At 31.9% G+C, this 22,415-nt stretch carries 23 protein-coding genes and 1 tRNA gene; 8 read left to right on the top strand and 16 right to left on the bottom strand.

Annotation, left to right across the window (positions count from 1 at the left end; translation table 11 throughout):
- Positions 1-2: 2 nt before the first annotated feature.
- The 4 genes from NAT50_RS11870 to NAT50_RS11855 are packed head-to-tail and all read right to left on the bottom strand — an operon-like array spanning position 3 to position 2,047.
- Complete coding sequence (locus tag NAT50_RS11870) at positions 3-608, bottom strand: arsenate-mycothiol transferase ArsC (protein WP_250593442.1); 606 nt, start codon at positions 606-608, stop codon at positions 3-5.
- The gene (locus NAT50_RS11865) at positions 605-1,219 is read right to left on the bottom strand and encodes a class I SAM-dependent methyltransferase (protein WP_250593441.1); all 615 of its coding nucleotides are present in this window, start codon (positions 1,217-1,219) and stop codon (positions 605-607) included. Before NAT50_RS11865 ends, NAT50_RS11870 begins: the two co-directional genes overlap by 4 nt.
- 12 nt (positions 1,220-1,231) lie before the next feature.
- Positions 1,232-1,705 carry a DUF6428 family protein gene (locus tag NAT50_RS11860; RefSeq protein ID WP_250593440.1) on the bottom strand — a complete coding sequence of 158 codons (474 nt, stop codon included), beginning with the start codon at positions 1,703-1,705 and terminating at the stop codon, positions 1,232-1,234.
- A gap of 18 nt (positions 1,706-1,723) precedes the next feature.
- The gene (locus tag NAT50_RS11855) at positions 1,724-2,047 is read right to left on the bottom strand and encodes an ArsR/SmtB family transcription factor (protein WP_250593439.1); all 324 of its coding nucleotides are present in this window, start codon (positions 2,045-2,047) and stop codon (positions 1,724-1,726) included.
- 105 nt (positions 2,048-2,152) lie between these two features.
- Between NAT50_RS11855 and tpx the strand changes: the two genes are divergently transcribed.
- The 8 genes from tpx to NAT50_RS11815 all read left to right on the top strand — a co-directional run bounded on the left by tpx (position 2,153) and on the right by NAT50_RS11815 (position 9,779).
- Positions 2,153-2,650 (top strand): thiol peroxidase, encoded by a 498-nt coding sequence (gene tpx, locus NAT50_RS11850; RefSeq protein ID WP_250593438.1) that lies wholly within the window; start codon positions 2,153-2,155, stop codon positions 2,648-2,650.
- 1 nt (position 2,651) lies between these two features.
- Positions 2,652-3,026, top strand: a complete 375-nt coding sequence (locus tag NAT50_RS11845; RefSeq protein WP_250593437.1) for a diacylglycerol kinase — start codon at positions 2,652-2,654, stop codon at positions 3,024-3,026.
- Between the two features lie 41 nt (positions 3,027-3,067).
- Positions 3,068-5,566, top strand: a complete 2,499-nt coding sequence (locus tag NAT50_RS11840) for a DNA translocase FtsK (RefSeq protein WP_250593436.1) — start codon at positions 3,068-3,070, stop codon at positions 5,564-5,566.
- Between the two features lie 10 nt (positions 5,567-5,576).
- Positions 5,577-6,221 carry a LolA family protein gene (locus NAT50_RS11835; protein WP_317236683.1) on the top strand — a complete coding sequence of 215 codons (645 nt, stop codon included), beginning with the start codon at positions 5,577-5,579 and terminating at the stop codon, positions 6,219-6,221.
- A gap of 9 nt (positions 6,222-6,230) precedes the next feature.
- Positions 6,231-7,670, top strand: coding sequence for an LptF/LptG family permease (locus NAT50_RS11830; RefSeq protein ID WP_250593434.1), 1,440 nt, complete (start codon positions 6,231-6,233; stop codon positions 7,668-7,670).
- Between the two features lie 3 nt (positions 7,671-7,673).
- Entirely contained in the window at positions 7,674-8,807 is a 1,134-nt protein-coding gene (gene ribB / locus NAT50_RS11825; RefSeq protein WP_250593433.1) for a 3,4-dihydroxy-2-butanone-4-phosphate synthase, read from the top strand.
- A gap of 146 nt (positions 8,808-8,953) precedes the next feature.
- Positions 8,954-9,038: transfer RNA gene (locus NAT50_RS11820), tRNA-Ser, on the top strand.
- A gap of 123 nt (positions 9,039-9,161) precedes the next feature.
- A complete protein-coding gene (locus NAT50_RS11815; RefSeq protein ID WP_250593432.1) occupies positions 9,162-9,779 on the top strand; it encodes a hypothetical protein in 618 nt (205 codons plus the stop codon).
- Positions 9,780-9,841: 62 nt separating this feature from the next.
- On the opposite strand, the gene NAT50_RS11810 is transcribed toward NAT50_RS11815, so the two are convergent.
- The 12 genes from NAT50_RS11810 to NAT50_RS11755 all read right to left on the bottom strand — a co-directional run bounded on the left by NAT50_RS11810 (position 9,842) and on the right by NAT50_RS11755 (position 22,383).
- On the bottom strand, positions 9,842-10,483 hold the full coding sequence (locus tag NAT50_RS11810) for a DUF6266 family protein (protein ID WP_250593431.1): 642 nt from the start codon (positions 10,481-10,483) through the stop codon (positions 9,842-9,844).
- Between the two features lie 1,167 nt (positions 10,484-11,650).
- On the bottom strand, positions 11,651-12,271 hold the full coding sequence (locus NAT50_RS11805) for an NADAR family protein (RefSeq protein ID WP_250593430.1): 621 nt from the start codon (positions 12,269-12,271) through the stop codon (positions 11,651-11,653).
- A gap of 33 nt (positions 12,272-12,304) precedes the next feature.
- On the bottom strand, positions 12,305-13,363 hold the full coding sequence (locus tag NAT50_RS11800; RefSeq protein WP_250593429.1) for a phosphoribosyltransferase-like protein: 1,059 nt from the start codon (positions 13,361-13,363) through the stop codon (positions 12,305-12,307).
- Positions 13,364-13,374: 11 nt separating this feature from the next.
- On the bottom strand, positions 13,375-14,058 hold the full coding sequence (locus NAT50_RS11795) for a hypothetical protein (protein WP_250593428.1): 684 nt from the start codon (positions 14,056-14,058) through the stop codon (positions 13,375-13,377).
- Positions 14,059-14,068: 10 nt separating this feature from the next.
- Positions 14,069-15,130: a putative phage abortive infection protein gene (locus NAT50_RS11790; protein WP_250593427.1), complete on the bottom strand. Its 1,062-nt coding sequence runs from the start codon at positions 15,128-15,130 to the stop codon at positions 14,069-14,071.
- A gap of 12 nt (positions 15,131-15,142) precedes the next feature.
- On the bottom strand, positions 15,143-16,000 hold the full coding sequence (locus tag NAT50_RS11785; RefSeq protein WP_250593426.1) for a Kiwa anti-phage protein KwaB-like domain-containing protein: 858 nt from the start codon (positions 15,998-16,000) through the stop codon (positions 15,143-15,145).
- A gap of 4 nt (positions 16,001-16,004) precedes the next feature.
- Entirely contained in the window at positions 16,005-16,556 is a 552-nt protein-coding gene (locus tag NAT50_RS11780) for a hypothetical protein (protein ID WP_250593425.1), read from the bottom strand.
- Between the two features lie 9 nt (positions 16,557-16,565).
- Entirely contained in the window at positions 16,566-18,311 is a 1,746-nt protein-coding gene (locus tag NAT50_RS11775) for a hypothetical protein (RefSeq protein ID WP_250593424.1), read from the bottom strand.
- Positions 18,311-19,837 (bottom strand): AAA family ATPase, encoded by a 1,527-nt coding sequence (locus NAT50_RS11770; RefSeq protein WP_250593423.1) that lies wholly within the window; start codon positions 19,835-19,837, stop codon positions 18,311-18,313. The genes NAT50_RS11775 and NAT50_RS11770 overlap by 1 nt, the downstream gene beginning before the upstream one ends.
- Positions 19,827-20,849 (bottom strand): DNA cytosine methyltransferase, encoded by a 1,023-nt coding sequence (locus NAT50_RS11765; protein ID WP_250593422.1) that lies wholly within the window; start codon positions 20,847-20,849, stop codon positions 19,827-19,829. The genes NAT50_RS11770 and NAT50_RS11765 overlap by 11 nt, the downstream gene beginning before the upstream one ends.
- 4 nt (positions 20,850-20,853) lie before the next feature.
- Positions 20,854-22,077 carry a DNA cytosine methyltransferase gene (locus NAT50_RS11760; protein WP_250593421.1) on the bottom strand — a complete coding sequence of 408 codons (1,224 nt, stop codon included), beginning with the start codon at positions 22,075-22,077 and terminating at the stop codon, positions 20,854-20,856.
- Positions 22,078-22,383, bottom strand: coding sequence for a helix-turn-helix domain-containing protein (locus NAT50_RS11755; RefSeq protein WP_250593420.1), 306 nt, complete (start codon positions 22,381-22,383; stop codon positions 22,078-22,080).
- Positions 22,384-22,415: the final 32 nt, after the last annotated feature.

Raw genomic sequence — 22,415 nt, 5'->3', positions numbered from 1 at the left:
ATTTATTGAATTTTAGAAAAAACAAAGTACATTTCCGCAGCGATTTCAAGACTTCGTTCTGTGTATTTTTCGGTCATAAGTTTTGTGGAATCAAATTTTTTAGGATCCTCGTAGCGAATAGGTAATCGCAATTCGGCACCACCCACAAAAGGACAACCTTCATCGGCTGAGGAACAAGTCATAATCGCTGCAAATTCAGTAGCAGGATTAAAAGCATCGTCAAAAACTTTTGAAAAGCCAACAATCGCTGGTTCTTTGTCATCATATTGGATGGCGTAAGTAGGATTGCTCCCTTCTTTCAAAAGGGTAACGGTAAATCCTTGATCTTCCAGTGTTGTTATAATTTTAGGAAATAAAGCAGTCGTTTCGGTACCTCCCGAATAACATTCTGTTTTGGGAATTTTGAAATAAAAAGCCATCGTTTGTGCCCAAATTTGTGCCAAATGGCTTCTTCTGGAATTGTGGGTACAAATAAAATTCAGTTTGATAGATTGCTGGTTGTCTTTTTTAGCCTGAATGTACTTGATTAAAGGCTCCAAAATCGCCTGCCTTTCTGATGAAATAGTTCGAGGCAATGCATCGATGGTTTTTAAGAGTCTAGGATTCATGGTTTATTTTTGAAAGTACAAAAAATAAAATTTTGAGTGGTGCCAAAAGGAGTCTGATGATCTTCTGTAAAGCACTGTATAGTTTCAAAATGTTCCTTGAAAACGTTTTGCAATTTCATTTCGGAGTATTGCGTAATTTCAAGACCACTACACTTTAAAGGACCGTTTTCTGAAAACGTTCCTATGAACAAATAACCATTTTCACTTACCGCTTGATGAACAATCTGCTCATATCGTACAATGTCTTCTGCTGAGGTCAGAAAATGAAAACTAGCACGGTCATGCCAAACATCAAAAGTTTCTTCAGGTTTAAAATCTAAGATGTCCGACACTATAAAAGTAACTTTTTCAGCTTTAGGACCTAATCTTTTTCGGATACGGTTGATGGCATTTTCTGAAATGTCTAACAAATACAAGTTCGTATAGCCCATATCGAGTAAATGGTCAATTAAATAACTGTCGCCACCTCCCACATCAATGATTTTAGCGTCTTTATCAATGGCATTATCCCTGAAAAATTGTAGTGATGCCAATGGCTTTCTTTGGTACCAACTGACTTCAGTTTCCTGTTTGGTGGCGAAAACGTTTTCCCAATGTGTTTTTTTATTCATAGGAGCTAATTTTTAACAACAACCAGAGTTTGGGGTACAACAACTCGTTTTAGGCTTCCATTGACCTACTGTAGGCTGAGCTTGGAGTTCAGGAATACCGCATTGGTCTTTGGCCAAACAGTCGGTTAGTTTGTTAGTCAACAAAAAGTGAACACCGTCAAATTCTAAACCAAATTTACCAATCGTATTTTGCATTTGGTATTCTACTTCAATTTCAAGATCTGGAATTCCTAAGGTTTTTTCTGAAAGTTCAATAATATGAATCAATTTTTCTGGATGCAATCGGTGATCGTAATCGTTAGCTTCCCATAATTGAAAATTCACCACTTCTTCCTTACGAACGGTTCCTCCACAATCGACAAAGTGTTTGTGTATTATTCCAACTTCAGTCACATGAAAGTGTGAAGCAACCAATTCACCATTAGGTAATTGGAAAGAAATAGTCGATAAGTTTTGTAGAGCGGATTTAATTTCTGATAGTTTCATGATAATCGTATGTATTTATTAACAACATTTAGAGGATAAATGGGAGGTAATGGTACCGAAATAATGTTCTATTTTCTTCAGCGTATCCAAATTTAAACAGTAGCAAATGGCGGTTCCTTCAATATTTCCTTTAATGATATTTGCATTTTTTAGCTCTTTCAAATGCTGTGATACTGTTGGTTGAGCTAGTGGTAATTCATTAACTATGTCACCACAAATGCAAGTATCTACTTTAAGTAAATATTCTATAATGGCTATTCTAGCGGGGTGAGATAAGGCTTTAAACAAAGAGGCTACTTCGTTCTGCTCTGTTGTAAAAAAGTCTGTTTTTGATGCTCCCATATTTTAAAATTATTATATTGCAATATTACGATAAAACAATTTAAACTTCCAAATAAATAATCGATTTTTTTATTTACTTTTGGGCTTCATTTAAAATTGTCTGTTATGGCTCAAATTGCATTAAAAGGTAATCCGGTACAAACTGTTGGAAATTTACCAGAAATAGGTTCACAAGCTAAAGATTTTGCATTAGTGGCAACGGATTTGTCAGTAAAAACATTAGCAGATTTCAAAGGAAGTCAATTGGTTTTAAATATTTTTCCTAGTGTAGATACAAGTACTTGTGCGGCTTCCGTTCGAAAATTTAACGAGAAAGTAAGTGCGCTAGAAAATACCAAAGTATTGTGCATTTCTCGTGATTTACCTTTCGCACAAAACCGTTTTTGCGGGGCAGAAGGGTTAGAGAATGTGGTTAATTTATCTGATTTTAAAGACGGTTCATTCGGTAAAGATTATGGATTAACGATTGTTGATGGTCCTTTAGCCGGTCTTCATTCTCGTGTAGTGATTGTTCTAGATGCTAATGGTGTAGTGAAATATACAGAACAAGTAGCGGATATTGTAGACGAACCTAATTACGAAGCTGCCTTGGCAGTATTATAAAATGGAGTTTAAAAAAGACGAAACTTTATTTACCGGCCGACTAAAAAGTATAGTTTTTGCTTTTAGAGGGGCAGTAAAACTCATCACCACGGAACATAGTGTGATGGTCCAGTCTTCATTGGTGGTGATTATGACCATCGTTGGATTTTACTTTGAAATTTCAGCTACCGAATGGATGTTTCAGATTCTAGTTTTCGGTTTAGTGCTCAGTGTAGAAGGACTTAATACTGCTATTGAAAAAATAGCCGATTTTGTGCATCCAGCATATCATGAACGGATAGGTTTTATTAAAGATATAGCGGCCGGAGCAGTATTTTTTGCTGCATTAACTGCCATTGCAGTAGGAGCTATAATTTATATTCCTAAACTTTTTTAATTGATAATACAATCTATTTTTCTAAAAACTTTGTGACTTAAATGGCCAAATCTAAGAAAACGACTAAAACTCCTATAGAACCTGAGGAAACCAATATCCTGAAGCGTTTTGTTCCCAACAAGAAGCAAAGCGTTACTTTTGGAGTACTGCTAATACTGCTTTCTGTAGCTATGGCAGTTTCTTTTGTGTCCTATTTTGTTCATGGGAAATGGGATCAGAGTGAATTAAATGATTTCACGGATCGCACCGCGCCCGTGCAAAATTGGTTGGGTAAGTTTGGAGCTTATGTTTCAGATTTATTCATTTACAGAGGTTTCGGAGTGGCATCCTTTATGTTTGTAAAGCTTTTGTTCCTAACCGGGGCTTACTTACTCTTAGATATGGAAGTTTCCAAACTGAAAAAGACTTGGTTTTGGGACATTTTTGCCGTAATTATTCTTTCCATTTTATTGGGATTCTTTGGAAATCAATTGCCTGAATTAGCAGGAATAATCGGGTACGAGATGAATTTATTTTCTCAAGATTACATAGGAAAAACAGGAACATTATTGCTCTTACTTTTTAGTTTTGTGATATACCTGATCTTTAAAGTTAAGATTTCTCCGGAAGCCATCAAAGCTACTTTTGAGAAAACAAAGAACGAACTAAAAGAAGATTTAGCCACACCAATGGCAAGTACTCCCGCTTCTTCGGCTTACAATTTGGAAGAGTTTGCGGTGAATGAGGAAGAAGTAACTGGGAAACCGGATTCTTTGTTAACCATGCCAAATCAAAAAGATTTTACGGATGAGGAGGAAGAGTTTGGCGAAATGACGCTGAAGACAGTACCTACACAATTCGAAATTAACAAAGAAGCCTTAAAACCTACTATAGGATCTGCATCGGAGCTTACTTTAGAAATTCCTAAAAAAACCGAAGAAAGAGAAGAACCTAAACTGCATTCGGATGAATTAGTAATCCAACAGGTAGAGGAAGAGGATATTATAGAAGAAAACTTAGCCGCGAAATTGGTGTCTCATTTCGGAGAATTCGATCCTACGTTAGAATTGTCCAATTACAGATTCCCAACTATTGATTTATTAAAAGATTACGGTACGGGCGGGATTACCATCAATCAAGCGGAGTTAGAAGAAAATAAAAACAGAATTGTAGAAACTTTACGTAACTACAAAATAGATATTGCACAAATCAAAGCGACTGTTGGTCCTTCGGTAACCTTATACGAAATTGTTCCAGAAGCGGGTATTCGTATCTCTAAAATCAAGAGTTTGGAAGATGATATCGCCTTGTCGCTTTCGGCTTTAGGAATTCGTATTATTGCTCCTATGCCAGGAAAAGGGACTATTGGAATCGAGGTGCCTAACAAAAACCCAAGTATGGTTCCTATGAAAGGAGTTATTGCTTCGGCGAAATTCCAAGAGGCAGAAATGGAATTGCCTATAGCTTTAGGAAAAACTATTTCTAATGAAACGTTTGTAGTCGATTTGGCTAAAATGCCACACTTACTAATGGCGGGTGCAACAGGACAAGGAAAATCGGTAGGGTTAAATGCCGTTTTGACCTCTTTGTTGTACAAAAAACACCCTGCTGAGGTGAAGTTTGTGTTGGTGGATCCTAAAAAGGTAGAATTAACGCTTTTCAATAAAATTGAAAGACACTATCTTGCCAAACTGCCAGATACAGAAGATGCCATTATTACAGACAATTCGAAAGTAATTACTACGTTAAATTCGCTTTGTGTCGAAATGGATAATCGTTATTCTTTGTTGAAAGATGCCATGGTGCGAAACATCAAAGAGTACAATGAAAAATTCAAACAGCGTAAGTTAAATCCAGAAAACGGACACCGTTTTTTACCGTATATCGTTTTGGTTGTCGATGAGTTTGCCGATTTAATTATGACGGCGGGTAAAGAGGTAGAAACACCTATTGCGCGTTTGGCACAGTTAGCCCGAGCCATTGGAATCCACTTAATTATCGCTACACAAAGACCTTCGGTAAATGTGATTACCGGTATGATTAAAGCCAATTTCCCGGCACGAATTGCTTTCAGAGTAACTTCTAAAATCGATTCTAGAACCATTTTAGATTCTGGAGGTGCGGATCAGTTAATTGGTCGTGGGGATATGTTGTTTTCTAACGGAAACGATTTGGTACGTGTGCAATGTGCCTTTGTGGATACTCCGGAAGTAGAAAAAATAACCGAATTTATTGGAGCTCAAAAAGCGTATGCAACTGCTTATATGTTGCCAGAATTTGTAGGTGAAGACGGCGGTGGCATAAATCTTGATATTGATATCTCGGAAAGAGATTCTTTGTTCAGAGAAGCAGCGGAAGTCATAGTCACCGCACAGCAAGGTTCTGCTTCGTTAATTCAACGCAAACTGAAGTTGGGTTACAATAGAGCAGGACGATTAATCGATCAGCTGGAAGCTGCAGGAATTGTAGGTCCTTTTGAAGGAAGTAAAGCCAGAGCGGTGAATATTCCGGATCTTGCATCTTTAGAACAGTTTTTTATGAATGAAAAAAATAATAGTTAAAATGAAATTGATGAGTAAAAAGTTTGTAGGTGTTTTGTTTTTATTAATTGGTTTTGCATTGCAGGCACAAACTCCAGAAAAAGCAAAAGCTTTGTTGGATAAGGTATCAGCAAAAGTGAAAACCTATAAAAATATTCAGATTGATTTTAAATACAATTTGCAGAATGCCAAAGAAAATATCAATCAGGACAGCAAAGGAAACGTTACATTGAGTGGAAACCAATACATCTTGAACTTTATGGGAGTGAGCAAAATGTGTGATGGTGCCAAGATTTATACGATTTCTAAAGAAGATGAAGAAGTAAGCATTGCTTCGGTAGGCAAAGGAGAAGAAGATAACGACACTCCTGAAAAAATGTTGACGTTCTTTAATAAAGGCTTTAAATATTCTTGGGACATTGCTCAAAACGTAAAAGGTAAAAAAATTCAATACATAAAATTAATTCCTATCAGTTCAAAAGACGATCGTAAACAAATTTTGGTAGGAGTAGATACTAAGACCAATACGGTTTACAATACCATTACCATTGGTAAAAATGGAACACGCGTAACATTAACTGTTAATTCTTTTAAAACTAATGTTGCTTTGCCTAAAAATCATTTTACCTTTGTTAAAGCTAAATATCCTAATTATTACATCAATAATTTGGATTAATTTTGAGGAATGAAAATTCTTGATCGTTACTTACTAAAAACGTACTTGATTACATTTATTTCGGTATTTGTAATTTTGTTTTTTATATTCATACTCCAAACCGTTTGGTTGTTTATTTCTGAATTGGCAGGGAAAGACCTCGATTTGATGATGGTGATCAAATTCTTATTGTTTGCTTCACCCAAGCTAATTCCAATGGTTTTACCGCTTACGGTACTGCTTTCTTCCATTATGACTTTTGGTGATTTGGCTGAGAATTATGAATTTGCCGCCATGAAATCAGCTGGAGTTTCCTTTCAGCGTACCTTACGTCCGTTGGGAGTGTTTATACTCTTGTTGAGCCTTTGTTCCTTTTTTTTTGCGAACAACGTCATTCCTTATGCCGAATATAAATTCATCAATTTCCGAAAAAATATTGCACAAGTAAAACCCGCTTTAGCCATCGCTGAAGGGCAATTTAGTGATATAGGAAGTATTAATATCAAAGTTGATAAAAAGTCCGGTGATAAAGGAGAATTTCTTACCGGTGTTACTATTCATAAAAAATCAAGTCTAGGGGAGGGGGCTAAAACAGTCATCCGATCCAAAAAAGGGCATTTGATTAGTAGTGAAGATTCAGATTTACTGCAGTTGGTACTCATGGATGGGTATTATTATGAAGATATTACTCCCAAAAACTACAAGGATAGAGAGAAAATGCCCTTTGCGAAGGCTTTCTTTAAAAAATACAATATCAATATCGATTTATCGAAGTTAAATGCCAAAGAGGGTGAGGATGATGAAATTACGAATACCCATTCGATGTTGAAAATTAGTGATCTAAAATATACGGTAGATTCCCTGACAACAGATTACAACAAAGAAGTCATTTCTGTGGCTGATAACCTCTACCAACGATTAGGGGTTACCAACTATTATCAGGTAGATTCTATTAATCCAAAAAAACCAAAAACGCCCGAATTAACTAGTTTTTTAAACAATAAAGATAAGTTTAGAGTGTTGGATGTGGCTTCTAGTGATGCGCTAAGTTCTAAGCAGAATTTAGAAATGAACGAACTCAATTTCCGAGCAAAGAAAAAAGACATCAACAGTCATTGGTACTCTATTTATGAGAAATTCATTGTGGCCTATGCCTGTATTTTTATGTTTTTCATCGGAGCCCCTCTAGGTGCGATTATTCGCAAAGGTGGTCTAGGATTACCTATTGTTTTTGCAATGCTAATCTTTATCTCTTTCCACTTTCTGAATACTTTCGGTAAAAAGTTTTCGCAAGAATCCGGAATTACTCCGTTTTTGGGCGCATGCTTGTCTTCCATAATTCTAACCCCATTGGCCATTTACCTCACGAAAGTTGCGATTAATGACAATGGAGGAGTCAATTTCGATTTTATTACGGAACCTTTCCGAAAAATTTCCAATTTTTTCTTAAAATTCAACAAACAACAATAAATAATGGCTACTACTACCATTCAACTCAACACTATAGAAGAAGCAATAGAAGATATCCGTCAAGGGAAAGTAATTATCGTCGTAGATGATGAAGATCGCGAAAATGAAGGTGATTTTCTAGCCGCTGCCGAAAAAATTACCCCAGAGATGATTAATTTCATGGCGACTCATGGCCGAGGGCTAATTTGTGCGCCCTTAACCGAAAGTCGTTGCAGAGAATTGAGTCTGCACCCTATGGTAAACAACAATACCGACCCTATGGAAACGGCTTTTACCGTTTCGGTAGATTTAAAAGGACACGGAGTAACCACAGGAATATCCGCTTCAGACCGAGCTAAAACCATACAGGCTTTGGTGGATCCTGATACCAAACCTTTCGATTTGGCTCGCCCGGGACATATTTTTCCATTAATTGCCAAACAAGGCGGTGTTTTGCGCCGTACGGGGCATACAGAGGCTGCTATCGATTTCGCACGTCTCGCAGGCTTTAAACCCGCCGGAGTTATTGTTGAAATCATGAACGAGGACGGTTCTATGGCACGTTTACCACAATTAGTGGAAGTGGCCAAAAAATTCGATCTCAAATTGGTTTCTATTGAAGCTTTGGTAGCTTACAGAATGCAGCACGATAGTCTGATTGTGAAAAAAGAAGACTTCGATCTAGAAACCCGTTTTGGAACTTTCCGTATGAGAGCTTACGAGCAAACCACCAACAAACAAGTTCATATTGCCCTAACCAAAGGTACTTGGAACTCCGGAGATGCGGTGCTAACGAGAATCCATTCGTCTCAAGTAAATAACGATTTGTTAGGAACGTTAACTAACGATGCGGACCAGCAATTGGATGATATGTTTAAAATAATTAATGAGCAAGGGCAGGGGGCTGTCGTATTCATTAATCAGGACATGCAAGCAGTGAGTTTGTTAAATCGCATTACCGAATTGAAAGCCTTACAACAACAAGGTGAAATGAAAGCACCAAAAGTAGTAATCGATAGCAAAGATTACGGTATTGGAGCTCAAATATTACATGATTTAGACATTACCAAAATCCGATTAGTCTCTAATTCGTCCCAAGGAAAGCGCGTCGGGATGATTGGTTACGGGTTAGAAATAGTAGAATATGTAAATTATTAATTTTTTTTACTTTTCTAATTTCAAGAAAATGAAAGAGTTAAAAAATAAATGCGAAAAATTTGATTTTTTTCTTCTTTAAACGCTTGCAGAAACAAAAAAACGTTCTATATTTGCACTCGCAATACGGAAGTAAAGCGAGTCTTACTGGAGAAATGGCAGAGTGGTCGAATGCGGCAGTCTTGAAAACTGTTGACTGTAACAGGTCCGGGGGTTCGAATCCCTCTTTCTCCGCGGAATTAAAACCCTAACGATTGATTATCAATTAGTTAGGGTTTTTTATTTGCATTTTATCCCCACATTATCCCCACAATTATTGTGTTTTTTTATTTACTATTTTTATAAAAAATATAAATTATGGAAGCACAAGTATCAGTAAAACAAATAATTAGAGATTTTATCTACATTGGTAAACAATTAGATCATCTTTTTAAAGATAGATTAGAATACAAACTAATTATCGATTTTATTCTTGCTAAAGACTATTTGAATGAAGAATTAGATTTGAGGCTTCCCAAAATGAAGGAAGTCGAAGAAGCTACAGGTTTAAAATCTCATACATTAAGAAAGCTATTACTTAAAATGCACTCTGAAATATTTACTTATGAGCGGAAATTGAATTTGAGCTTCAACAAAGAAATTTACCAATTCAATATTAAGTTTTACAATAATCATTGTTTCTTTAGAGTTGATAAATTACCCCATTTACCAAAAATTGGAGAGTCAGTAAGTTTACCATTTATCAGTGCTTCGATACCAATTAATTATTTTTACGTTGATAATATCCAACATGAGTTTGAAAATGACTGCCAAATTATCGATATTACACTAAAAGTAGGTAGTTACAGTCCCTATTATCATTATATGAAAGATAGAGCTTTAGAGTTAAGAGAAATAAGTCAAAGGGAAATGTATGATTTAAGTGAAAGCCAGATTAAAGAAATAATTTACAATAAAACTCCTTATTATCGGTAACGCTACAACAATAAAAAAACCACCCTTTAAGAGGTGGTTTTGGAAATAAGTATTTACTAAATTTATGAAGCCGTACCAGAGCCAATGTAAATACTATTTGATAATTGTGTTTCTTCAAAATTCATAAAAGAAATGAACATGTGTAATTCATCACCTGAATAACTATTCGGAATAATTACCGTTTGAGATAAATCCGCTCTAGCAGCACCTTCTGTTAAGTAAACGCTTTCGCCTTTTAAAGGGTTAAAAGCTACTACCATAACTTTATCAGTTGCTAACGCATTACCTTCAGCTGAGTTATCATCCCAACTAAATTGAACTTGTCCAGGTGTGGTTAAATCAAAAATAGGGTTTAAAGCTCCAGCTAAATTACCTCTTGATAATAACGCCATTGAATAGTCAATTTCAAAATCAGGTGATACCCCTGTAATTGCATTATTCAGAATGTAAGACATCGCACTATTAAACTGCGACTTTTTTACTGCATAATTTTTATACCCAATCTTAATGAAATTTAAGTTAGGTTGTAAGAACCTCAACACTAAAGCAAATTTTGTTCTTTGATTTACTTGCAATAATGTTCTCGGATTTGCTACACTCTGAGGCTTTGCTCTAATGTAATCAATTCCTTTCCATCTTGAACCAACTACGTTGGCTACTTTTCCTGATACCCCTCCAAGAATACCTCTACCAATTTTACCCATATCTATACAATTTTAAAATTAAAAATTCAATTATGTGAGCTTGGTACGGCTTTGGTATTGATTTTTACATGTTCAAAATTATTATTTCTTAATGTATTTTTTTTAAACTCAAATTGTAATGTTAAAATTTGTTATTAATTATCATAAATTGTTAGTATTCAGATTTAAGAAGAAGGAAATTATTTTTTTATCCATTCCACTATTGCAAGTAAGCCCATAACTTTCCATTCAGAAAATAACTTTCCGAGTGGTTGGAATTGACGCTGTTTTTTTTGAAAGAATGCCTACCGATAAATATCAATCGGAGTGAAAAACGTCTGGCATTATTTTAAAAAAAATTGCACCCTAAGGGGTTTGGGGAAATGGGAGATTTCCCCAACTGTACTTTACCGAGTGCGTTGGCAGTAGCGGAACAAGGGTATAGTTTTATATTTGCTTTACGAGATTTTCTGATTGTTTTTATTGACGGCTTGATGCTAGACACGTCTTTTTAAAATCGGGTTTGTGTGTTTATTGAATTGTTCATTGACATTGCTTAGCATCAAGACGGCTTAAAAACAATTTACTACCAATGTTCTGGCAAATAAAAAACTATACTCTTGTGGGCAATTTTGATTTTTGAGGATGCTTGAAAGTTCTTGAGGATTTATTACAAGATTATGAGTTCTTATGAAAATAGGAAGCATCTTCAAAAAACAATGAAAATACTATTCCTATTTCGGGCGGGTGCGGCTGGGAGCGGATATTTTACATAATGAAATTATAGTTCTAAAAAAATACCACTAAAAATATTAACGCTTTTTTTTGAACTATAATGTTGCCATCATTATGTAAAATAGCTTGGGGTGGTTTAGCATTGGGAAAAACAGCTCTTGTTTTTTGAGATGGGTGTAAGTGGATAAAAAATGGCTTACTGTGCGCGTGGGGTTGGAAAAACAGAAAGCCATTTTTTATTGACTTACTTAGGGAAAACAAGTGCTGTTCTCGGTAGGGAAAACCACATATGCGGTGGGGAGCGTTGGACTGGGTGGGCGCAAATACGTCAGCGATAGCGTTCCTATTTTTTAATTATTTGTTTTGTAATATTAACGAAATGAAGCAAACAAAGAATTGATGCTAGGAATACTTGGACTAGAAGCGGTTTTTGTGCAGCTGAATGAGATAATGTTATACTAAACTATCTTCTAAAAGACTTTCATTGTGATAGTCAATTATCATGTCATCACATATAATATCAATATGTTGATTGTATAGTAACAATGCAGGAACATCTGGAGGATTTACACAAAAAATACGGTTATTTTCTGATATGTATTTTTCTCTTAATTCCATTAATAGTCTGCCTAAAGCATTAACACCTACTAATTCATCGTTGTTTATTGGTTTTGCTCCCCATATTTTATTATCAGTAGCGTATTCAACAATTGATTTGTTTTGTGTTTCTTTAAGTATCGTACTAAATTTATCCCAATTTTGAGCTAACTTAATTTCTAATGCCCAACGCATTACCTTTATTTGGATTTTTTCCCAATCAGGACGAGAAAATTGTGCTTTGTATTTATTACTAATCATTTTAGCTTTCATAGCATTATCTTGATTAATAATTTCAAATTGAATTTCAGGATTTGTTGGATAACGCATTGCTTGATATAAATGCTCCGAAGAAGGTATTATCACTTCATTAATATACAAAGCATAACCTGATGCCATATTAGATAAACCTCCAAATGGCTCTGTTGTTTTTCTAAAGACAATTGCCTCTTTTGCGTTGTAGTTTCTGATATTCATAGTGCAAACTTAGGTAAATATAAATAAATAATTTTAATTTCCTCTATTATATAACGGAAAAAGTCCTTTCCAATTGTGTGCTGGATTATTCCACCACAATACAATTGGACATGTATTGCTTATATTTCTCCAAGTAAAAAACAATGTACCTGTACCAAATGTTTTATAACTCGGATAGGTTTTTCCTAAAGGACGATGTTTGTGTTTTGTTGTTTCATCTTGAATTTTACTAATGATTTCAATCCCTTTGTCTAAAAATATTTGCTCTAATCTATTTCTATTTTCTTTAGAAGAGAAAAACGCCTCTTGACTTGGTTGAGTTGCTTTTCGGTATGCTTTATCTGATTGAACTGAAGCATTTTCTAAACTTACTAAATACGCATCGTATTCATTTTTTGATTTTTCTGGATATACTAAATTTAATTTTGGATTAAACCCTTTTAAATTATTTTCAATTTTATAATAACTACCAACAGGAAACTTAGCAACGTCTAAAAAATAATTTTCATCACCAAATAACTTTTTTAAAGAATATCTTGTATTATCCAAACCCCAAGAGTGTGTACAGAAAAAGAATGATAATATTCGTAATTCTTTATTAATTAACGGTTCTAATAAACTGTTATCTTCAATAAACTTTTTTATCGCAAACTTGAATGTACCTCCACTTGCTAAAACATCATCTAAATAAATATAATTTCTTACTCCTAAAGAACCACATATTTCAATTGTGAAACCTGTTTTTTCGACCATTATATCATTAACTAACTTCAATAGAATGGATTGACTCTTATGCTCTGCTTGCGAATTAATAAAATGTGTTTCTCTCAAAAAAGTTTCAATATTTTGGTAATCAAAAAATGTTGTAGCTTTATTTAGAAATTCCCAAAGTATTTCCTTTGCTTTTTCTTTTGAGATATAGACTCCTTGATTTAAAATATGCAATAGTTCACTCATAACAAATTCTTGATCTTGCTCGTCAAATTGATTTACCCAATCTAAAACGTGTTTAGATGACATAACAAAACCTTCATTATAATCTGAATGATAATCTTGTGTAATTTGTACTATATTTTCTGCTATCTGTTCCAATTCTTAATTATTTAATTTTTATCAAAATCATACTTCATGTCTTTAAAAACTTCTTTAAGATAAGCTACCTTGTTTGCTGTATCATTTAATGAAGGTTTTGAATATTCTTCAATTTCTTTACCAAAAGCAAATTCTATTTTTGAGCTTATTTTGTTGAGTTTTTTTGCTATTTTTTGTAGTTCATTGATTTCGAAATCAAGTTCTTTTCTTGTTAAACCTTTATGGTTATAATCTAATTGATATTCGTCTTCATCTAATGAATTGTAATCGAAAACTAAATTTTCTTCATCTATTTGTTTGAATCCAATATTTAAAGCTACTCTTAATGAATTTTGATAATTTATTTCTCCAATTTGATTACGGTTTATGCTAATTTTTTGTTCTAATCTATCTGTTTCTTCTAATAGATACGGTAAAATAACTTGTTTTAAAGCTTTTGAAAGATGCCCTTTTTTACGATGTTTTGGTAATATAACCCAATGTAAATCGTGTGTCATATCTAGAACAGCACCAATATAATTATCGTTATCTTTTATTAAGAAATAGGTATATGGAACATGACTATCTGAAAAACCACTTTGATACCAAATATGTGCTAATTCAACATTTTTACCAATACCAACTTTTACACAATCTTTATAATTTGGAAAGCGGTTTAGTTTGTTCATTAATTGTATGATGTATTTTTCCGTCATTAATTAAATTTTATAACTCATCCCATTCAAAAATAGTATCATTAAATCCTTTTTTGTCTTTGAGGTATTCTTTAGGTTTAAGTCCAAAATCTGCCAGTTTTAAAGGAATGTTTTTAATCATTTCATAAGTAGTAAAATATTCATTATCAATCCATCCTTTTCCAAAATTTGTTAGACTATTATAATATAAAAGCAATTGTTCATGATTTGATAATTGTGCTCTTAATAGTTTTAAATATTTTTTCTGTTCATTACTATCTTTCATAATAGTTGAATTAACAACGAAAGAAACAGTTTGATACAAATTCCTATAATAATGCCCTAAACGAGTATTGTGCCCATCAAAAGGAGTATAGGTTATCTTGAATTCATAATTTACACCATTTTCGTTACGAATAAAAATAAGATTATTATATTCTCTTTTATATTTTTCAAAATATTTTGTTTTGTACAAACTCTCTTTCCATTCTTGTTTTATTAAAATAAGATTATCTATTAAATCCTTAGTAATCCTTTCTTGTGAAGGCTTAATTAATTTAATTACTACATCGTCTGAATTAAGACCTACCCCAAAAAAGAAAACAAAATATGTAATTTCACACAGGTCTTTTTTTTCAAGATTATTTTTATAAACATCATTTGAATTATAGATTTCAAATAATTTCAAATATATAAATTTAAACTCTTGAAACATTCTCACAAAACATTTTCGACCATGAATTTTTGAAGCAATATCCATTTCATCAATATTAGCTCTATGTAAACGAATCATCTCATAAAACTGGCTTTCAAATTGCTGTATTTTAAACTGATTTTGAACTTCCTGATTGGCTTTAAACTGTACCCAAAATGCTAAAAAGGTTAATATTGTTGCTGGAACAGCAAAGATTGGATTTAAAATACCGCCAACAGTATCTCCAACAATTCCAATATTATCCAACTTATCACTTGAATAAAAAATCATTGGTAACATTATTAAAACAAAACCAATTACCCCAAGAATAATGTAAAGAACACTTAATCTTGTTCCAAACTTAATTGCTTCTTTCTCTTTGCTTATTTCTTTAATCATAAATAATTAATACTAAATAGTGATTTTAGAATTTGTCATACATCTTGTGGAAGTAATTGGCGTGATAAAATAATCCTCATCCAGAAACCTTAATAGATCTCTTATTGCATTTTTATCATTAGGTATATTTAATCTATCATTCTCATCTGAAGTTAAATTGATACCAAAATCTACTGCCAACGCAATAATATTTTGAACATTAATTCCATTCAAAACTCCACTTAACTGGATTGACTTTATTTTCTTTCTTATCGTAGAGTTTAAATGCAAATCGAAATCATCATTATTCTCTATACTAAAAAGAGCATTAGCTTTGAACGCATTAATATCGGCAGCTGTTGCTTCTTGATAGTAGTCAGAAAGGTTAAATATTTTTTTTGTATTAAAATATGAATTAAAAAATAGTTGGTTATTAGCGAATATTGCCGTTAAATTACCACTTATTGAAATTCCTCTTCTGTCAATGTCTGTATAAGTATCTTGACTATAAAAAAGAGATATTCCTCTATTTGATATGATTTTACGAGTATCAAAATGTTGAAATAAATAGTACGGAGTTCCATTTAAAACCAAATGGGTATATACTGCAAAAATATTGCCTTCAAAATTCTCAACATTAAGAACATCATATGCCAATGGATTATTAATTGAATTTACTATTTCTGCATCTAATGGATAATTATCAATATAAAATACTTGGTCTCCATCAGGTTTAAAATTTCCATTAAACTCAATTAGTTCTTTATTAACTATCAAATCATTAACACCATCTGAATAAAAATTACTTATAGCTACTTGAATATCTTGTGACAGAGGAATTCTTTTAATAACTGTTTGGTTATGCTCTTTAACTAATGCAAATAAATTCATAATACTAATCGTTTTCTAAAATCATATATTCTGTTAGCAGTGATATTGATTTAATGTTCTTACTATTGTTGATACTCTTTTTGGTTAATAATACATAAGTTACTCCACCATCAACACTTACTTCGTAAAAATGATACCCGAAAAAGTTTAGTAATGGATTAAAATGATATGAATTTGAGGTAATTACAATGAAGAAAAACAAACAACTAATAAATATCAATACCGGAATATTAAGTCCATTATCCAATTTGTTTGCTAATGGAAGTAAATAAGCTATGATAAAAGTTGTTGCTTCATTATCGGCTGTTTTAATTTCTTGAATAACAACAGGCAATTTTTCAAGCTTTGTTTCAGCTAAACGCAATATTAAAAGACAAATAATGACTAATACGATTGCAAAAATCAAATAATTTAAACCATATAAATAATTACATTTTATATTCTCTAAAAAACTTATATCCTTATTGTATTTTTCTGTCTGTTCAACAAACCAATAGGTTAGCAGTACTGGAGCTAAAGATGTTAATACTAAAAAGAGTTTTATTACTTTATTCATAATTGTAAATTATATTAACTCTAATTCTGAAAAATCTACTCTCTCAAAATTCGTTGATGAAAAATAGGTTTCTCTCAAATGTCTCCCTCTATCATAAATATCAGTGAAATATTCTTTTAACTCAATATCTGAACCATTTACAGCAAGTATTAAACGCTTGTCATTTGATTTTGAAATATAAACTCTACCAGTTAAGTTTCTAAATTCTGTATCTACAAATTGCTTCAATAATTCTTTGCTTTCAAATTCTGTATAATAGAATTTAAACAGGTTTTGCTTTTTTAAATAGGAAACAAAATTGGTTCTGAATTTCTTATGAATTTCAACTCTATATTTTTCTAATTCAAAAGAACTTTTATTGGTATAGGATTTTAAAACAAAAAGAAAATTAATTGAATAGTGATTGACAAACAAGGAATCTCTATCAAAAATTCTTTCTTTAAAATGATATGAATGTTTAATTCCTTTATCAAAATCGATTGCGAGTTTATCATCGTCAAAATTAAAAATATCCGTTACTACGCCTTGAATAAAGAAGTTTGGAGTAATATTATATCCTTCAGTAACTTTATCCCTGTATCGAATGTTATTGTTGATTTTTTTGCCCTCATTCAATAAATCGATATTAAATTGAATTACATTCTTGGCATAAGTAAATTGCTTATAAATTGAGTTCTCTTGAACCTCATTATTGGTTTTATAATACTTTGAATCTCCAATGTAAAAAATACTTTCGTCACGATCAATTAAAGAATCGTACTCAAATAAATGGTCAATAATTTTACCATCTTTATTTTCTTTCAGTTTTTTTAGTGAAACTCCTTTGCTTGTTTCTTTGGTATCGATTTTAGAAGTTATTAGCTTATCAATCATATCTTCAAATATCAAATGATAATACTTGACCATAATAAAATCTTCATTCTTATTCTGAATTGAAACTTTATTAGATTTTGAAAAATACAATTCCAATAATTTATACATTTTTACTAATGTATCTGAAAAGTATTTATAGCGTATCTTCTTTAATATTTTTGGAGCATTGGCAGCTAATTTTTCATAAGCACTTCCTTTGGCAATAGTGTAAGATTCATCTATTTGTATACTGAAATTATATTCTGTCTTTAAATGATTTAAAACGGAATAAAACATACATAATAATTCTTCCTCTGTATCGATATATTTTTTCTTTACATTGAGTTCTGAATAAATTGGTACTCCCTCATTAGTAATAAAAGGATTTGATTTTCTTACTGTTTTACCCCAATTGACTTTTTTATGTTTTGCTGAAATTTGCTTTTTATGAATAAACAGAATTGTGTTTTTATTCTTCTTATGGAAGTTTACAAAACTCAAAACAATATCCAAAAATGAGTATTCATTTTCGCCTAAAGACGAACTTAATTGCAATACATCGCCTTTTGATTGATTGGTGTTTTTATATCTTATTCTATATTCAATTAATCCTTTGTAGAAAATTATTAGAAACCGTTTTAACCAGTTTAATTCATCTTGAGATTCAATTACATCATCAATACTATTTTCAGCAAATAAATCTTTAGGGTATTTATTTAAGATTAAACCTTTTGTATCAATAAACACTTTTGGCAGTAAATAAATTACTTCATTATCGATACTATGATAATATCCCACATTATCAATAATACCATTAACACCATAAGGAGAGTAAAATTTTTCGCCAAATGTATCTTTGAGTGTTTTTAATTTATAAGGTTCTCCTTCAATAAATATTCTCATTACTCTTCTTCTGTTGTAGTTGGTTCTGTTTTATTTATATCAATTAATTTCAATCGTTCTTCAAGAATATAACTAACTAAATTATTTGAAGTACCATTCTCAAAAAAGCTTGTATAGGTTAGGTTCTTGCCATCGGCAGCTTTGAAAATAGTATTTTCTTCATCTTTAAAAACATCATTCCACAAATAGAAAATAACTTTGTTTACAAACGTGCTTTCTGAAATTACTTTTCCAGAATTTTGAGCATCAATAAACCAATTTCCTATTTGCTTGTCTTGGCTTTTAGTAATTTCAAATATTTCTTCATTGATTACTTTTAAGAAACTTAACCATTCAAATGCTTTGCCATTATCTAATTGAATTGTAAAATCTGAATATTTACACTCTGTATCAATTGGAACATATATCCAATCCCATCTTCTTTTGAATGCACTATCCATAGGAAACAAAGATTGGTCGGAAGTATTCATTGTTGCAATTATCTTTAAATTGTTTGGGAAACGAAGTTTACCATTTTCAATCCCTGGATGATTTCCTCCAAATGCTTTATCACTTAATAGATATTTGCAAAGTTCTTCTTCAGCAGTAACTTCATACTTACTAAAACCATCTTTGTCTCTATCTAATAATTGAAATAAATCTCCGAATATTTCAGCACAATTTCCTCTGTTGATTTCTTCTATTTGCAAGTAGTAAGGTTTCGTTTCATCAGCAGAAACTAAATTTTTCCAAGCATCAACATAAATTTTAGTAAAAATTTGAGGTACAAATTTGTAAGCAATTTTATCTCCGTCCATTGTTGGCTTATAACCTCCTACAAATGAATGGTAATCATAATCAGGATGAAAAGTTACTTTTTGTACATTTTTACCCTTTGTTTTATCATCAGCTCGATAAGATTTTCCTGTTCCAGGTGAACCGTAATATATTATGTTGTTTACATCTTGTGAGCTTGTTGATACTGTTGGAGTTATAACATCATCTGATGAATTATGTATTGATTGGATATTTTCTATGTAATAAAAAATGTATTCAGGTCTAAATGTACAAACATAATTATTTCTAAAATTATGCTTATACAAACCATCAAATCTTGCTTTTTGTAATGAATCTATATTTAAACCTCTTAGACTTGGATTTCCAGGATAGTTTGTATCTGGATCAATATTCCAACCTGCAAAAACAAGATTTTCTAATTTATCATTTGCATCATAACAATACACTCCTAAAATAATACTTGGATTTGGATTTGTTCTTGGGTCTTTACGATTTAATTGGATTTTTTTCTCCCTATCGTTTCTCTCCTCATTTCTGATGTTGCCATAATACACAACAATGTTTTTTTGTATATTATTAACGGTATTACGATATTCAATTGTCCATTCGCAACCATCATTACTTATTGATGTACATTCATATACACCTTGTGAAAAGAGTTGTGTCAAGATAGCTTTCTTGTCAGCAATTGACTGAACGGCACCATTATATTGAACAATTTGTGATTCTAAATTTAATTCATATCTCATAATCGGTCTTTATTTTATTTGCGAATATTTCTGCTAATTTTGATGGAACAGCATTACCTACTTGTCTCCATTGCTCTTTAAAATTACCTTCTAATTTGTAATTATCATCGATTGTTTGAAGTCTTTTTATCTCTTCTATTCTCAAAAATCTATTTTTCCAATGAAATGGACCCTGATTGTTTGAAAAACTTGCTTGTATAGTCCAAGAAGGTCTATCAGGGGTTAATTTCAATAAAAAAGTCCAATATCTTGATTTCCATTTAAATAAAGGCTTTGGATGACCTTTTTTTTCTGTATAAAATAAATAATTTTCACCTGGAGGAATATCTTTCATTAAATGATGATGTTTTGAGCCTGGCTTTTGTTCTAATTCATCTTCATTTATATTATCAAAATCACCAAGTACATCACCACATGTGACCCAATTACTTTTTCCTTGTTGTTTCTTTTCTGGATCGCAATGTGTTTCAATTGGAAATTCAAATTTTGGAAATTCCTTTTTTATACCTACACAAATGAACCTTTTACGAGTTTGTGGAATACCGTAGTTAGCTGAATTAACAACTCGATAAGTTATGTTATAGCCAAGTTTATCAGACTCATTTTCTAAAAATTCGAGTGCATCTTTGTGAGTTTTATACATAAACCCATCAACATTTTCAAATAAAAAAAACATTGGATTAACTTCTTTTATTACTCTAAAATATTCAGGAACAGCAAAACCCGCTTTTTCATCTTCAAATCCTTTTTTCTTATCTTGGAGATAATGTCTCGATTGACTAAATGGGGGACAAGGCGGACCTCCAATTACACCTATTACTTTTTGGTTAAATCTTTTAAAATCTATATTTCTAATATCATCATTTATAACTAAATCTGATAAATTATTTTTTTTGATAGTTTCACAAGCTATATCCCAAACATCTGTAGCTAAAACTGTTTTAAATCCAGCATTTTTAAAACCTAAATCTAAACCACCGCAACCTGAATATAAACTAATAATTTTGGGCATATAATTATAAATTTTCAATTAAATTTTCAACAATTGCTTTACCTAATAAAGATGGAACTGCATTACCAATTTGTTTATGAATAGATCTTCTTGAACCAACAAAATTATAATCCTCAGGAAAAGTTTGTATTGCTGCAATTTCTTTTAACCTTAACCTTCTATTATTCCAATGAAAAGGACCTTCCCAATGACCAGGTGAAGCAATAATAGTCCATGATGGTTGAGCTGGATGTAATTTCAACAAGAATGTCCAGTATCTTTTTCCAGAAACAAATTTTGGATTGGGATAGCCTCTTTTTTCAGTTAATGCTATATAGTTTTGTCCAGGAGGAACGGCTAATAAATCTTCAAAATATTTACCTTCAGTTGAATCATAATCATCACTGTAAGCAAAATCATCATATTTGCCAATCCAATCAATCACCCTTTCATATGGCTTAAGATTAGGATTTAATAAAATTTCATCAATCGATCCATTCGTTTTAATTGGGTTACTCTTGATTAGCTTTTTAGAAGCTATAAAAAATACGCGTTTCCTTTTTTGAGGAACCCCAAATTCAATGGCATTAGCTTTATAAACGATATAATTGTATCCTAATTTATCAATTGCTTCTTCAAGTGCCGAGACTGCCTCAACATTCTTTGGATGAAGTAAACTCTCAACATTTTCTAATATAAATCCATTTGGCTTTAGTTCTTCAATCATTCTTAAATATTGACCAATCATATTCCTTGGGTCTTCACTACCTAATCTGTTTTCATGAGTTTTCCAATATCCTGCTTTTGAAAAAGGCTGACAAGGAGGTCCTCCAACTAATATTAATTTATCAGGATTATTTTGTTTAATTATAGATGAATAATCTTTAGCATTCATCACTTTAATATCTTTATGAAAATGGGTTGCATGAGAAAAATATTTATTACTTTTCATTGTTGCAACACTATCTTTATCAAAATCTAAGCTTGAAATAACCTTAGAACCTGCCAATTGAGCACCAATGTCTAAACCACCTGCACCTGAAAAGAACCCTATTGTTTGTATTTTACTATCAATTATTTTATCAATATTATTATTAACAGTATAACCTCTATGGCTAAATTCAATATCTATAAAATCTTTTTTACCAAATTTTTTAAATTCATCTTCAAATAACATTAACTGTGGCTCTTGAACATACAGTAAAGATTCCTTTGGTAATTTATATTTTTTAATTTTTGCAATTTTCATTTATTCTTTTTCTTTTTTTGAATGTTTAACGCTTTCTTTAGCTACCATCATTGCTTTTAATGCTGTGTTTTCATCTTTTACTACATCATAAATTTGATCCGCTAACCAAAGTGTTACTAATTCGTCTGGAACAACTTTTAATATTTTAGCCATTTTTAATACGGTTTCTTTTTTAGCATTTCTTTCTCCTCTCTCAATTTTACTTAATTGAGCTGTGTCCATATCAAGCAATGATGCTAATTGCCGTAATAACATTTTATGTTCTTCTCGTAATATCCTGATTTTATTTCCGAATTGATTATTCATTGTTTAATTATTGACTTGTCACATATTGGCAA

The organism is Flavobacterium luminosum, from assembly GCF_023635005.1.
GTDB classification, from domain to species: Bacteria; Bacteroidota; Bacteroidia; order Flavobacteriales; family Flavobacteriaceae; genus Flavobacterium; species Flavobacterium luminosum.
This window is presented reverse-complemented; position numbering and strand designations above follow the sequence as displayed.

Excerpts from the sequence above, each read along its gene's own strand:
- NAT50_RS11870 (WP_250593442.1), bottom strand. The coding sequence starts at position 608 with ATGAATCCTAGACTCTTAAAAACCATCGATGCATTGCCTCGAACTATT.
- NAT50_RS11865 (WP_250593441.1), bottom strand. The coding sequence starts at position 1,219 with ATGAATAAAAAAACACATTGGGAAAACGTTTTCGCCACCAAACAGGAA.
- NAT50_RS11860 (WP_250593440.1), bottom strand. The coding sequence starts at position 1,705 with ATGAAACTATCAGAAATTAAATCCGCTCTACAAAACTTATCGACTATT.
- NAT50_RS11855 (WP_250593439.1), bottom strand. The coding sequence starts at position 2,047 with ATGGGAGCATCAAAAACAGACTTTTTTACAACAGAGCAGAACGAAGTA.
- tpx (WP_250593438.1), top strand. The coding sequence starts at position 2,153 with ATGGCTCAAATTGCATTAAAAGGTAATCCGGTACAAACTGTTGGAAAT.
- NAT50_RS11845 (WP_250593437.1), top strand. The coding sequence starts at position 2,652 with ATGGAGTTTAAAAAAGACGAAACTTTATTTACCGGCCGACTAAAAAGT.
- NAT50_RS11840 (WP_250593436.1), top strand. The coding sequence starts at position 3,068 with ATGGCCAAATCTAAGAAAACGACTAAAACTCCTATAGAACCTGAGGAA.
- NAT50_RS11835 (WP_317236683.1), top strand. The coding sequence starts at position 5,577 with ATGAGTAAAAAGTTTGTAGGTGTTTTGTTTTTATTAATTGGTTTTGCA.
- NAT50_RS11830 (WP_250593434.1), top strand. The coding sequence starts at position 6,231 with ATGAAAATTCTTGATCGTTACTTACTAAAAACGTACTTGATTACATTT.
- ribB (WP_250593433.1), top strand. The coding sequence starts at position 7,674 with ATGGCTACTACTACCATTCAACTCAACACTATAGAAGAAGCAATAGAA.
- NAT50_RS11815 (WP_250593432.1), top strand. The coding sequence starts at position 9,162 with ATGGAAGCACAAGTATCAGTAAAACAAATAATTAGAGATTTTATCTAC.
- NAT50_RS11810 (WP_250593431.1), bottom strand. The coding sequence starts at position 10,483 with ATGGGTAAAATTGGTAGAGGTATTCTTGGAGGGGTATCAGGAAAAGTA.
- NAT50_RS11805 (WP_250593430.1), bottom strand. The coding sequence starts at position 12,271 with ATGAATATCAGAAACTACAACGCAAAAGAGGCAATTGTCTTTAGAAAA.
- NAT50_RS11795 (WP_250593428.1), bottom strand. The coding sequence starts at position 14,058 with ATGACGGAAAAATACATCATACAATTAATGAACAAACTAAACCGCTTT.
- NAT50_RS11790 (WP_250593427.1), bottom strand. The coding sequence starts at position 15,130 with ATGATTAAAGAAATAAGCAAAGAGAAAGAAGCAATTAAGTTTGGAACA.
- NAT50_RS11785 (WP_250593426.1), bottom strand. The coding sequence starts at position 16,000 with ATGAATTTATTTGCATTAGTTAAAGAGCATAACCAAACAGTTATTAAA.
- NAT50_RS11780 (WP_250593425.1), bottom strand. The coding sequence starts at position 16,556 with ATGAATAAAGTAATAAAACTCTTTTTAGTATTAACATCTTTAGCTCCA.
- NAT50_RS11775 (WP_250593424.1), bottom strand. The coding sequence starts at position 18,311 with ATGAGAATATTTATTGAAGGAGAACCTTATAAATTAAAAACACTCAAA.
- NAT50_RS11770 (WP_250593423.1), bottom strand. The coding sequence starts at position 19,837 with ATGAGATATGAATTAAATTTAGAATCACAAATTGTTCAATATAATGGT.
- NAT50_RS11765 (WP_250593422.1), bottom strand. The coding sequence starts at position 20,849 with ATGCCCAAAATTATTAGTTTATATTCAGGTTGCGGTGGTTTAGATTTA.
- NAT50_RS11760 (WP_250593421.1), bottom strand. The coding sequence starts at position 22,077 with ATGAAAATTGCAAAAATTAAAAAATATAAATTACCAAAGGAATCTTTA.
- NAT50_RS11755 (WP_250593420.1), bottom strand. The coding sequence starts at position 22,383 with ATGAATAATCAATTCGGAAATAAAATCAGGATATTACGAGAAGAACAT.